The sequence below is a fragment of the Mycolicibacter sp. MU0083 genome (genome assembly GCF_963378075.1).
In the GTDB taxonomy this organism is placed as follows: Bacteria; Actinomycetota; Actinomycetes; order Mycobacteriales; family Mycobacteriaceae; genus Mycobacterium; species Mycobacterium kokjensenii.
Window position 1 is genome coordinate 2,825,639 of sequence record NZ_OY726394.1, and the last position, 12,691, is coordinate 2,838,329.

Here is a 12,691-nt window from a genome sequence, read left to right on the forward strand (position 1 = left end):
TAGGACTTTCGCCATGGCGCAGATCAACGACAATCCCGACTCCCGGCTTCACGAAGACCTCGACCTCGCTCTGGCACTGGCCGACCGTGCGGATGCGATCACCCTGGCGCGGTTCGGTGCACTCGATCTGCGGGTCGACACCAAGCCGGACCTCACCCCGGTGACCGACGCCGACCAGGCCGTCGAGACCGCCCTGCGAGCGGTGCTGGCCGCCGAACGGCCCGACGACCAGATCCTCGGTGAGGAGTTCGGCGGAACCGCCGCCTTCACCGGACGCCAGTGGATCATCGACCCGATCGACGGCACCAAGAACTTCGTCCGCGGGGTACCGATCTGGGCCACCCTGATCGCATTGCTCGACGACGGCGTGCCGATCCTCGGAGTCATCAGCGCTCCGGCATTGCACCGGCGCTGGTGGGCGTCGAACGGACAGGGCGCCTTCGGGTCGGTCGCCGGTGCCGCGGCGCGGCGACTGTCGGTGTCCTCGGTGACCGAGGTCGGCTCGTCGAGCCTGACCTTCGCCGGGCTGAACTATTGGGCGGCGCGCGGTCTGCGCGAGCAGTTCCTGGACCTGGCCGGGTCGGTCTGGCGAGCACGTTCCTACGGCGATTTCTGGGCGTACTGCCTGGTCGCCGAGGGTGCGGTGGACGCCGCGGTGGAACCGGTGGTGTCGGTGTGGGATCTGGCGGCCGTCGACATCCTGGTGCGTGAGGCCGGTGGAGTCTTCACCGACCTGGCCGGTAACCCGGGGCCGCACGGGAACTGTGCGGTGGCGGCCAACCCCGCCCTGCACCAGCAGGTTCTGGCCGCGCTGACCGTGCAATAGTCCCTCGGTCGGCGGGGTGTCCTGCGGGCTTCGTCACACCTTACTTTGGAGTTATCTTACTTCGGAGTAAGGTGTCCTCATCGATTCCGTCCATCGAGTGAGGCTCTGAGATGACTGATACCGTCCCCGCCACCAACGGCTCGAAGGTTCGACTGAACAGCCGAGCCACCGGCGTCGGGTCGCAACCGCACAAGCGCAACCCCATCGCGACCGCGTTGGCGCTGGTCACACCGCTGGTCAGCCGCGAATTCCTGGACCGCTACGGCCTGCGCGAGCCACTCAACAAGGGCCTGAACTACGGCGTGAAGACGGTCTTCTCCGTCGCCGGCGCCTCCACCCGCCAGTTCAAGAAGGTCCAGGGTCTGGCCAAGGCACCCACCCGGTTGGGCACCCAGGCGACGGCCGGCGCCAAGAACGCCGACTACTTCGACCTCACCCCCGATGACGACCAGCAGATGATCGTCGATACCGTCGAGGAGTTCGCAGCGGAGTTGTTGCGGCCCGCGGCCCACGACGCCGACGAGGCACTGACCTACCCGCGCGAACTGCTCGGCAAGGCCGCCGAACTGGGGATCACCGCGATCAACATCCCGGAGGACTTCGACGGGATCGCCGCCCACCGGTCCGCGGTCACCAACGTGCTGGTCGCCGAGGCGCTCGGTTACGGCGACATGAGCCTGGCCCTGCCGCTGCTGGCCCCCGGTGGGGTCGCTTCGGCGCTGACCCACTGGGGCAGCGCCGACCAGCAGGCCACCTACCTGCCCGAGTTCGCCGGCGAGAACGTGCCGCAGGCGTGCGTGGCGATCGTCGAGCCGCAGCCGCTGTTCGACCCCACCGACCTCAAGACGACCGCGGTGCGCACGCCCAGCGGCTACCGGCTCGACGGGGTGAAGTCCCTGGTCCCGGCCGCAGCCGACGCCGAACTGTTCATCGTCGGCGCCCAGCTCAACGGCAGGCCGGCGCTGTTCATCGTCGAGTCCTCCGCCGCGGGACTGACCGTCAAGGCCGACCCGAGCATGGGCCTGCGCGGTGCCGCGCTCGGCCGGGTCGAGCTGAACAAGGTCTCGGTGCCGCTGGCCGCCCGCCTGGGCGAGGACGCGGCGTCGGACGCCGACTACTCGCAGGCGATCGCCCTGTCCCGGTTGGGCTGGGCGGCGCTCGCGGTCGGGACCAGCCATGCGGTGCTCGACCACGTGATGCCCTACATCAAGGAACGTGAGGCGTTCGGCGAGCCGATCGCCCACCGTCAGTCGGTGGCCTTCATGTGCGCCAACATCGCCATCGAGCTCGACGGCCTGCGGCTGGTGACCTGGCGCGGCGCCTCGCGGTGCGACCAGGGTCTGCCGTTCATCCGGGAAGCCGCACTGGCCAAGCGGATCGCCGCGGACAAGGGCATGCAGATCGGTTTGGACGGAGTGCAGCTGCTGGGCGGTCACGGCTACACCAAGGAGCACCCGGTCGAGCGCTGGTATCGAGACCTGCGGGCGCTCGGGGTCGCCGAGGGCGTCCTGGTCGTCTGAGCCGCCGAAAGACATCAAGCAAACTCCGCTGCGAACACGAAAGTCTGATCATGGCAATCAATCTGGAACTGCCCCGCAAGCTGCAGGAAGTCATCGAGATGACCCACGCCGGGGCCGCCGAGATGCTGCGCCCCATCTCGCGTAAGTACGACGAGCGTGAACACGCCTACCCGGTCGAGCTCGACACCCTGGAAACCCTGTTCGACGGGGTCTCCGGGGCCGGCGGCAGCGCCATGGCCGGCGCCGAGGCCTTCCGCGACGCCGGCGAGAACACCGGCAACCGCAATGCCGCCAACATGGCGGCCCTGCTGCAGGTGCTCGAGATGAGCTGGGGCGACGTCGCTTTGCTGCTCTCGGTGCCCTACCAGGGCCTGGGTAACGCGGCCATCTCCGGGGTGGCCACCGATGAGCAGTTGGCCCGGCTTGGCAAGGTGTGGGCCGCCATGGCGATCACCGAGCCGAGCTTCGGGTCGGACTCCGCCGCGGTGACCACCACCGCCACCCTCGACGGCGACGAGTACGTGATCAACGGCGAGAAGATCTTCGTCACCGCCGGATCACGCTGCACCCACATCGTGGTGTGGGCGACGCTGGACCGCTCGCTCGGGCGGGCGGCGATCAAGTCGTTCGTCGTGCCGCGCGAGCACCCCGGCGTGATCGTCGAACGCCTGGAGCACAAGCTGGGCATCAAGGCCTCCGACACCGCGGTGATCCGGTTCGACAACGCCCGGATCCCCAAGGACAACCTGCTGGGCAGCCCGGAGATCAACACCGAGAAGAGCTTCTCCGGGGTCATGGAGACCTTCGACAGCACCCGGCCGATCGTGGCGGCGATGGCCGTCGGCGTCGCCCGTGCCGCACTCGAGGAACTGCGCAAGATGCTCACCGAGGCCGGTATCGAGATTTCCTACGACAAGCCCGCACATGCCCAGAGCGCGCCGGCCGCGGAGTTCCTGCGCATGGAGGCGGACTGGGAGTCGGCCAACCTGCTGGCACTGCGCTCGGCATGGCAGGCCGACAACAGCATCCCCAACTCCAAAGAGGCGTCGATGGGTAAGGCCAAGGCCGGCCGGGTCGCCACCGATATCACCCTCAAGGCCGTCGAAATGGCCGGCACCCTGGGCTATTCCGAGCAGCTGCTGCTGGAGAAGTGGAGCCGCGACTCGAAGATTCTCGACATCTTCGAGGGCACCCAGCAGATCCAGTTGCTGGTGGTGGCCCGCCGGCTACTGGGGCTGAGCTCCGCCGAGCTGAAGTAGCCCCTCCCCTCCTGCGCGAGCGTGCGTGTTTGTCCGGCAACACGCCGTGCTTGACGTACAAGCACGCACCCTCGCGCGGCATGTAGCTGCGCAAAACGGCGCGCGCCATCGTCGTGCGGGACCTGCGTTCGCCGTTATCCGCCGCATGATGCGCAGCACGTCCAGAACCGAAGCGCCCACCCGCGACGGTCAAGGTGCGCAGTTGTACGCGACACGCCGCGCTTTGCCGTACAAACACGCCCGCTCGCGGCCAGTGGGGGCACTTTGCGGCCCAACACCTATTGCCTCATCCCGGAACAAAAAGTAATGTCGGTTTTACTTTTTACGCCGATCTCCGGGAGTCGCCGATGGAATCCTTCGTCCACCTGCGCAAAGGCACCACTCCGCGCCGCGTGCACGCCGACCTCGACGGGCTCAAGGACGACGAGCTGGGCCGCGGGGGCTTCACCGGGCGCACCGCGAACATGTACCGGCGCAACGACCCGACCGCGTATCGGGCCGACGGTCCCCTGCGCCCGGTCGACGTGTTGGCCGCGCAGCTGCAGCCGACCGATGCCGCCGACCCCGCCGGCAGCCCACTGCTGCTGTTCAGCAACGACGACTGCCGGATCTCGCTGTCGCGGCGGAGCGCCGAGATGCCGTTCCACGTGCGCCACGTCGACGGCGACCTGCTGTGCTTCGTACATGCCGGCTCCGGGCGGCTGGAGACCGAATTCGGCCCGCTGGACTACCGCGAGGGCGACTGGCTGTACCTGCCGAAGGCGACCACCTGGCGCCAACTGCCCACGGCCGAAACGACACTGCTCATGATCGAGGCCACCGACGAGTTCCGGGTTCCCCCGCCCGGGCCGTTGGGCCGGCACTTCCCGTTCGACCCGGCCCAGGCCGTCATCCCCGACCCCGCCCCCATCGACGACGACGGACGCGACGACTACGAGGTCCGGCTCATCCACGACGGCGGCCCGACGATATTGCACTACCGACACCATCCGATCGACGTCGAAGGCTGGCGCGGCGACAATTTCGCGTTCACCTTCAACATCGCCGACTACAACGTGGTGGCCTCCGACAGCATGCACCTGCCGCCGACGGTCCACATGTTCATGCAGGCCACCGGGGTGTACGTGATGAACTTCCTGCCCCGGCCGGCCGAAGGCGTCGCGGGCACCGAACGCACCCCGTGGTATCACCGCAACGTCGACTACGACGAGGTCGCGTTCTTCCACGGTGGATCCCTCTACGGCATCCCGATGCCACCCGGCCTGATCAGCCACGCCCCGCAGGGCGTGCATCACGGTGCACCGGAGAAGGCCCGCGAACACGCCCGCCGCAAGTTCGACGACTATCAGCGGGTGGACTGGCAGGTCATCGCCGTCGACACCCGCCGTCGTCTCAAGCCCTCCCCCGAAGTTCTCGCCGCCGACCTAGGACAGCACGCATGAGCCCCAAGCACGACTACGAACGAATCCCCTATCTGATCGCCTACCAGAACAATTCGGCCGTGCGTGACGTGTACGGCGGGGTCGCCGAACTGGTGGTGCTGGAGAGTTATCTGCTGCGCCCCAAAGACAACCCCAGCGATACGGTGCTGGTGTTCATGCATCCGATCGGCGGCGGCGCCTACCTGCCGATGGTCAACGCCCTGGCCCGCGCCGGACACCACGTCATCTACTGCAACAGCCGATTCCGGGGCACCGACTCCGCGCTGCTGATGGAGAAGGTGGTCGAAGACCTCGGCGAGTGCATCAAAGACGCCAAGAACCGGCTCGGCTACACGAAGGTGGTGCTGGCCGGGTGGAGCGGCGGCGGTTCACTGTCGCTGTTCTACCAACAGCAGGCACAGCATCCGACGGTGACGGCCAGCCCGTCCGGCGACGGGCCGGACCTGACCAAGCTGGGGCTGATCCCCGCCGACGGCGTGATGCTGCTGGCCGCACACATCAGCCGGCACGGCACCCTGACCGAGTGGCTGGACGCCTCCATCCTCGATGAGTCCGATCCGACCAAGCGCGATCCGGAACTGGACCTCTACAACCCGGATAACCCCAACCAGCCGCCCTACAGCGCGGAGTTCCTGGACCGCTACCGGGCCGCGCAGATCGCCCGGAATCGCCGGATCACCGCGTGGGTCAAGGCGAAACTGGCCGAACTGAAGGACAGCGGTCGTCCCGATGATGAGTTCGCGTTCGTCGTGCACGGCACCATGGCCGACCCGCGCTGGCTGGACCCGACGGTCGACCCCAACGAACGCACCCCGGGTAGCTGCTATCTGGGCGAACCGGCGGTGGTGAACATGAGCCCGGTCGGACTGGCCCGGTTCTGCACGCTGCGCAGCTGGCTGTCGCAGTGGAGCTACGACGACGCCAACGGCGACGGGGTGGACTGCGGAGCAGACATCACCGTGCCCACCCTGGTGATCGGCAACATGGCTGACGACGCGTGCACCCCCAGCCACACCCGTCGGCTCTACGAGGCGATTGCGGCCGGAGATAAGGAGATGCACGAAATCCCGGGCGCCAACCACTATTACGCCGGCCTGGACCAGCGCGACGCGCTGCGACAGGCGGTGCAGATCGTCACCGATTGGCTGACCCAGCGGGATTTCGTAGGCTCGTCGCTATGACAGCCGGCGCACTCGACGGAATCCGGGTCATCGAGCTCGGCACGCTGATCTCCGGCCCGTTCGCCGGACGGCTACTCGGGGACATGGGCGCCGAGGTCGTCAAGATCGAACTGCCCGGCAAACCCGACCCGCTGCGCACCTGGGGCCAGGCCGAAGTCGACGGGCATCACTTCTTCTGGACCGTGCACGCCCGCAACAAGAAGGCCGTCACCCTGGATCTGCGCACCGACCGGGGCCGTGAGCTGTTCCTCGACCTCATCGAGCAGTCCGACATCGTGGTGGAGAACTTCCGCCCCGGCACCCTCGAGCGGTGGGGCCTGGGCTTCGACGTCCTGCGGCAACGCAACAAGGGCATCATCCTGGTGCGGGTATCCGGCTACGGACAGACCGGGCCGGACGCCCACAAGGCCGGGTACGCCTCGGTCGCCGAAGCGGCCAGCGGTCTGCGGCACATGAACGGCTTCCCCGGTGGGCCGCCGCCCCGCCTGGCCCTGTCGCTCGGCGACAGCCTGGCCGGCATGTTCGCCGCTCAGGGCGCGCTGGCCGCGCTGTACCGGCGCACGGTCACCGGCGAGGGCCAGGTGGTCGACGTCGCCCTGACCGAATCCTGTTTGGCCATCCAGGAATCGACGATCCCCGACTACGACGTCGGCGGCGTGGTACGCGGCCCGTCCGGCACCCGGCTGGAGGGCATCGCGCCGTCGAACATCTACCAGTCGGCCGACGGCAGTTGGGTGGTGATCGCCGCCAACCAGGACAGCGTGTTCGCAAGACTGTGTCAGGCCATGGGCGCCCCGGAGTTGGCGGCCGATCCGCGATTCGCCGATCACGTCGCCCGCGGGCGCAACCAGGACGAACTGGACGCGATCATCGGCGAGTGGGCCGCGCAACGCAAACCCGCGGACATCATCGCCACCCTCAGCGACGCCGGGGTGATCTCCGGCCCCATCAACACCGTGGCCGAGGTGGTCACCGACCCGCAACTGCGAGCGCGCGGGATGATCGCCGAACACTGGGACGAGGCGTCCGAGCGCACCGTACTGGGGCCCGGCGTCATCCCGGTGCTCTCGGAGAGCCCGGGCACCATCCGTAACGCCGGATCGGCACGGCCCGGCCAGCACAACGACGAGATCTACACCGGGCTGCTGCACAAGACCGCCGACGAGCTGCGGGCTCTGCGGGCCGAGGGGGTGCTGTGAGTACATCCCCGGCCCAGGTGTCGATCCGCGAGGTCGCGCTGCGCGACGGCCTGCAGATCGAAGATCCGATTCCGTTGAGCGCCAAGCTCGAACTGCTCGCCGCCATCGCCGCCACCGGGGTCCGCGAAGTGGAGGTGACCTCGTTCGTCTCCCCCACCAAGGTTCCCGCGCTCGCCGATGCCGCCGAACTGGCCGCGGAGTTGTGGCGCTACCCGGAGCTGGAGTTCTCCGCCCTGGTCGCCAGCCCCGGCGGCGCCTCCCGGGCGGTCGCGGCGGGTTTGACGTCGATCGAGTACGTGGTGTGCGCCTCGGATGAGTTCAGCACCGCCAACGTCGGCCGCCCCACCGCGCAGGCGGTCGCGGCCATCGCCGAGATCGCCGGTATCGCCCATGACGCCGGCGCTTCGGTCGAGGTCATCATCGCCACCGCGTGGGACTGCCCGTTCGAGGGCCCGACGGCACCTTCACGCGTGGTGGACATCGCGGCCTCGGCGACATCGCTGGGGGTCGATCGGCTGGCGATCGCCGACACCATCGGCACCGCGACCCCGCGCCGGGTCACCGACCTGATCGCGGCGGTCCGCCCGGTGATCGGCGATGTCCCGCTGGGCGCGCACTTCCACAACACCCGTGGTGCCGGGCTGGCCTGCGCCTACGCCGCGGTGCAGGCGGGCATCACCCGACTCGACGCCTCGGCGGGCGGTCTGGGCGGCTGCCCGTTCGCGCCCGGTGCCACCGGCAACATCGCCACCGAAGACCTGGTCTACCTGCTCGGTGACTGCGGGATCGACACCGGCATCGACCTGGCGGCCGCCATCACCGCGGCCGGGGTGGCCAGTTCGGTGGTCGGGCACGGCCTGCCCAGCGCCCTGTTGGCCGCCGGAGACCGGAAACGGGACTGAACCCTCGATGTCCACCCAGCGTGAGCTCAGTTCGAAGGGCCGCCAGACCCGCGGTGCGATCGAGCAGGCCGCCCGGGAGTTGTTCGCCGAACGCGGTTTTCACGGGACGACGCTCGCCGACATCACGTCTCGGGCCGGCAAGTCGACCGCCGTGCTCTACCGGTATTTCGGCGACAAGGAAGAGCTGCTGGCGGCCTTGGCGGAGTCGTTTCTCACCGAGGTGGTGGAGCCGTCGGGACTCAAGATGCGGTTGCCGGAGTCCCCGGACGACACCGAGTTCTTCACGTCGGTGGCCGGTGCCTACTGGGAGATGTTCAAGCCGAACATCGGCGTGATGATCGCGGTCGCGCAGTTGGCCGCGACCAGCGAACGGTTCGCCACCCTGCAGAACGAGTTCCGCCGGTTCGGCATGGAGATCGTCGCCGCCTCGGTACGACGTGCACAGCAGCAGGGCCACGGGCTCGACCTCAACCCCGATCACACCGCCGCCGCCATCGCGCTGCTGTTCGAGAACTTCACCGTCGTCTTCGTCGGCCCGTCGGGGGTGGGCTGGCGCATCAGTGACAGCGACGCCGTGACGACACTGTCGACCATCTGGCGCAAGACCCTGTACGGCCGTTGACCACTCACAACCGAAGGAATAGTCATGGATTTCACCCTGCCCGAACACCTTCCCGGTGTGCTCGCCGAGATGGACGACTTCATCGAGCGTGAGATCGCCCCGCTGCAGGCCGACCACATGCAGTACTTCGACCACCGCCGGGAGTTCGCCCGCACCGACGTGGAACGGGGCGGCGTCCCGCGCCGGGAATGGGAGGAGTTGCTCGACGAGATGCGGCGCCGCGCCGACGCCGCCGGCTGGCTGCGCTACGGCCTGCCGGCGTCGTTGGGCGGCCGCGACGGCTCCAACGTCGACATGGCCGTGATCCGGGAGCACTTGGCGCACAAGGGACTCGGACTGCACAACGATCTGCAGGACGAGTCTTCGATCGTCGGTAACTTCCCGCAGGTCATCATGATGGAACGGTTCGGCACCGACGCGCAGCGCCGCGAGTTCTCGCAGGCCATGATCACCGGTGAGCGTTCGATGGCGTTCGGGCTGACCGAACCGGACCACGGTTCGGACGCGACCTGGATGGAGACCCGCGCCGTACTCGACGGTGACACCTGGGTGATCAACGGCGCCAAACGTTTCAACACCGGCGTGCACCGGGCCACCCACGACCTGGTCTTCGCGCGTACCTCCGGCGAGGACGGCTCGGCACGCGGCATCACCGCTTTCCTGGTGCCCACCGACACCCCGGGATTCACCGTCCCGTTCTACTGGTGGACCTTCAACATGCCCACCGATCACGGTGAGGTCGAACTGCGCGACGTGCGTGTTCCCGCCGACGCGGTCTTGGGTGAAGTCGACGGCGGCCTGGAGGTGGCCCAGACGTTCCTGCACGAGAACCGGATCCGTCAGGCCGCGTCCAGCCTGGGTGCGGCGCAGTACTGCATCGACCGGGCCGCCGAGTACGCCCGCGAGCGGGTGGTGTTCGGCAAGCCGCTGTCGGTCAACCAGGCGGTGCAGTGGCCGCTGGCGGAATTGCAGACCGAGGCCCAGATGGTGCGCCTGCTGGTCAACTATGCGGCCTGGCACCTGGACCGTGACCACCATCTGGAGGTCTCCGACAAGGTGTCGATGGCCAACTATCGGGCCAACCGCCTGGTGTGCGAGGCCGCCGATCGGGCCATCCAGATCCACGGTGGTATCGGCTACACCCGCCACGAGCAGTTCGAACACATCTACCGGCACCATCGCCGCTACCGGATCACCGAGGGGGCCGAGGAGATCCAGATCCGCCGGGTCGCCCAGCGCCTGTTCGGATTCGACCGCCGGCGATGACCACCGACGAACTCGCCGGCCGGCTCTGCGGCGTCCTGACTCCGGTTCTGGGCCCGGTCACGGTCGAGGGGTTGCGCGCCCTGACCGGCGGGGCAAGCCGTGTCACCTGGTCTTTCGATGCGGTCACCGCGGCCGGGGAGCGGCGGCCCCTGATCCTGCGCACCGGTCCGCTGGAGGAGCTCTACGCCACCATGGAGCTGGAGGCCGACGCGCAGCGTGCCGCGGGATCCGCCGGCGCACCGGTGCCGAACGTGCTATTGGCCGACAATTCCCCTGCCGCACTCGGGAATCCGTATCTGATCTGCGATCTGATCGACGGTGAGACCGTGGTCCGGCGTATCGAACGCCAACTCGACGAGGCCGGCCGGGCGCAACTCCTGGACCAGTGCGCGAAGGCGCTCGGCGCCATCCACCGGGCCGACCCGGCGGGCGTCGCCCTGAGCGCCGAAGACCAGCTCACCGCGTGTCGTGCACAGTTGGACACCATGCCCGACACCACCGCACCGTTCGAATGGGCGTTGCGCCGGTTGGCCGCCAAGCGGCCCGCACCGGTGCCCGCGCAGCTGGTGCACGGTGATTTCCGGATGGGCAATCTCATGGTGTCCGGCGACGGCGACCTGGCAGCGGTGTTGGACTGGGAACTGGTTCACCTCGGCGACGGCTGTGAGGACCTCGCCTGGTTCTGCCTGCGGGCCTGGCGATTCGGTGCGCCGCCGGAGCGTGCCGCCGGGGGGCTGGGCGACGTCGACGCGTTCCTGGGCTGCTACGAGCGGGCCACCGGCTGCCGGGTCGACCCGGACCGGTTCGACTGGTGGTTGCTGTTGAGCACTCTGCGGTGGGGCATCATCTGCCGCTACCAGGCGGAACGGCACCTGAGCGGCCGGAGCCGTTCGGTGGAGCTCGCCACCATCGGCCGTCGTGTCTCGGAGACCGAATGGGATCTGTTGCGCCTGCTCGACGGGGTCCGGCCGTGACCGCCGGGGGCCGCCGGCCCACCGCCGCCGAACTCGTCGCCGCGGTCACGGAGTTCCTCGACACCGCGCTGGTCCGTGCCGACGGCCCGGACGCCGTCGGCGGTCAGGTCAGATTCCACGCCCGGGTCGCGGCCAACGCGCTGCGCATCGTCGAACGGGAACTGCGCGACACCGCAGCCGATGCACCTGCCAGAGCCTTGGCGGACCTCGGTTTCACCGACGAGGCCGCGCTGGCCGCGGCGATTCGGGCCGGTGAGCTCGACGAGCGCTCCGAGGAGCTCACCGCGTGCCTCTACGCCCTGGTGGAGCATCGGCTATCCATCGACCACCCCGGCTACAACTACTAGACTGCCTGCGCGGCAACCACTTCGATGACCTGGGCCAAACCCGACGTATCCACCTCGGCCGAGCAGTAGCATTCCCAGCGTGTCCGACTCCAATGCCGCGCTGCGAATCCTTGTCTACAGTGACGACGCCGCGACCCGCGCACAGGTCGTCACCGCGTTGGGCAAGCGACTGCACCCGGATCTGCCGCCGCTGAGCTATGTCGAGGTCGCCACCGAGCCCGTGGTGATCCGGCAGATGGACGCCGGGGGGATCGACCTGGCCATCCTGGACGGCGAGGCGAACCCGGCCGGCGGGATGGGCGTCTGCAAGCAACTCAAGGACGAGATCACGCCGTGCCCGCCGATCGTGGTCTTGACCGGCCGCGCCGACGACGCCTGGCTGGCCAAGTGGTCGCGCGCCGACGCCGCGGTGTCGCACCCGGTGGACCCCATGACGCTCGGTCATGCGGTGCTGGGGCTGTTGCGTGCCCCGGCACACGGTTGACCCGGCGACTCCCGCCGCACCGCTACCGCACCCGATCCGCACCGAACCAGTGCGTTCCTACACCCGTCCCAGCTGACACACCGGTCCCAGCTGCGGCCCCCTGCGCCGAGCCTCGCCGACCCGGGAGTTAGGGCAGCCTCAGGGGCGAATTCCCCTGTCGCCGTTACCGCTACGGGTGATGCCCGTCACAGTTGCCGACAATTTCGGATTCTTCCCAACCGCCCGATTGCCGCGGGCTAGGCTGTGCTTGAACTCACATCGACGCCCGGAAGGGAACTACGTCACTGAGCATGAACCTCTACCTGCCGATCCTGGTCCTCGCCGCGCTCGCCGCCGGTTTCGCCGTATTCTCCGTGGTCGTCACGGCGTTCGTGGGTCCGAAGCGCTACAACCGCGCGAAGCTGGAAGCCTACGAATGCGGTATCGAGCCCACCGATCAGCCGGTCAGCGGGCCGCACGCCCCGCCCGGGCAGCGGTTCCCGGTGAAGTACTACCTGACCGCGATGCTGTTCATCGTCTTCGACATCGAGATCGTATTTCTCTACCCGTGGGCGGTCGCCTTCGACGGGCTCGGACTCTTCGCCCTCATCGAAATGGCGCTGTTCGCCGTCATCGTGTTCGTCGCCTACGCCTATGTCTGGCGACGCGGCGGCCTGAACTGGGATTGAT

At 68.4% G+C, this 12,691-nt stretch carries 13 protein-coding genes; all 13 read left to right on the forward strand.

What is annotated here, in order from left to right:
- Positions 1-13 precede the first annotated feature (13 nt).
- Positions 14-826 (forward strand): histidinol-phosphatase, encoded by an 813-nt coding sequence (hisN, locus tag RCP38_RS13210; RefSeq protein ID WP_308473394.1) that lies wholly within the window; start codon positions 14-16, stop codon positions 824-826.
- 110 nt (positions 827-936) lie between these two features.
- Positions 937-2,346: an acyl-CoA dehydrogenase family protein gene (locus RCP38_RS13215; protein ID WP_308473395.1), complete on the forward strand. Its 1,410-nt coding sequence runs from the start codon at positions 937-939 to the stop codon at positions 2,344-2,346.
- Between the two features lie 50 nt (positions 2,347-2,396).
- Complete coding sequence (locus tag RCP38_RS13220; RefSeq protein WP_308473396.1) at positions 2,397-3,605, forward strand: acyl-CoA dehydrogenase family protein; 1,209 nt, start codon at positions 2,397-2,399, stop codon at positions 3,603-3,605.
- Positions 3,606-3,952: 347 nt separating this feature from the next.
- Positions 3,953-5,047 carry a homogentisate 1,2-dioxygenase gene (locus tag RCP38_RS13225; RefSeq protein ID WP_308473397.1) on the forward strand — a complete coding sequence of 365 codons (1,095 nt, stop codon included), beginning with the start codon at positions 3,953-3,955 and terminating at the stop codon, positions 5,045-5,047.
- Entirely contained in the window at positions 5,044-6,228 is a 1,185-nt protein-coding gene (locus RCP38_RS13230) for an alpha/beta hydrolase family protein (protein ID WP_308473398.1), read from the forward strand. Before RCP38_RS13225 ends, RCP38_RS13230 begins: the two co-directional genes overlap by 4 nt.
- On the forward strand, positions 6,225-7,427 hold the full coding sequence (locus RCP38_RS13235) for a CaiB/BaiF CoA transferase family protein (RefSeq protein WP_308473399.1): 1,203 nt from the start codon (positions 6,225-6,227) through the stop codon (positions 7,425-7,427). The genes RCP38_RS13230 and RCP38_RS13235 overlap by 4 nt, the downstream gene beginning before the upstream one ends.
- On the forward strand, positions 7,424-8,329 hold the full coding sequence (locus RCP38_RS13240) for a hydroxymethylglutaryl-CoA lyase (protein ID WP_308473400.1): 906 nt from the start codon (positions 7,424-7,426) through the stop codon (positions 8,327-8,329). The genes RCP38_RS13235 and RCP38_RS13240 overlap by 4 nt, the downstream gene beginning before the upstream one ends.
- A gap of 7 nt (positions 8,330-8,336) precedes the next feature.
- Positions 8,337-8,951: a TetR/AcrR family transcriptional regulator gene (locus RCP38_RS13245; RefSeq protein WP_308473401.1), complete on the forward strand. Its 615-nt coding sequence runs from the start codon at positions 8,337-8,339 to the stop codon at positions 8,949-8,951.
- A gap of 24 nt (positions 8,952-8,975) precedes the next feature.
- Positions 8,976-10,217 (forward strand): acyl-CoA dehydrogenase family protein, encoded by a 1,242-nt coding sequence (locus RCP38_RS13250; protein ID WP_308473402.1) that lies wholly within the window; start codon positions 8,976-8,978, stop codon positions 10,215-10,217.
- Entirely contained in the window at positions 10,214-11,191 is a 978-nt protein-coding gene (locus tag RCP38_RS13255) for a phosphotransferase family protein (protein WP_308473403.1), read from the forward strand. The genes RCP38_RS13250 and RCP38_RS13255 overlap by 4 nt, the downstream gene beginning before the upstream one ends.
- Complete coding sequence (locus RCP38_RS13260; RefSeq protein WP_308473404.1) at positions 11,188-11,538, forward strand: DUF6285 domain-containing protein; 351 nt, start codon at positions 11,188-11,190, stop codon at positions 11,536-11,538. Before RCP38_RS13255 ends, RCP38_RS13260 begins: the two co-directional genes overlap by 4 nt.
- Before the next feature lie 79 nt (positions 11,539-11,617).
- Positions 11,618-12,022 carry an Rv3143 family two-component system response regulator gene (locus RCP38_RS13265; protein WP_308473405.1) on the forward strand — a complete coding sequence of 135 codons (405 nt, stop codon included), beginning with the start codon at positions 11,618-11,620 and terminating at the stop codon, positions 12,020-12,022.
- A gap of 290 nt (positions 12,023-12,312) precedes the next feature.
- On the forward strand, positions 12,313-12,690 hold the full coding sequence (locus RCP38_RS13270; RefSeq protein ID WP_308473406.1) for an NADH-quinone oxidoreductase subunit A: 378 nt from the start codon (positions 12,313-12,315) through the stop codon (positions 12,688-12,690).
- Position 12,691: the final 1 nt, after the last annotated feature.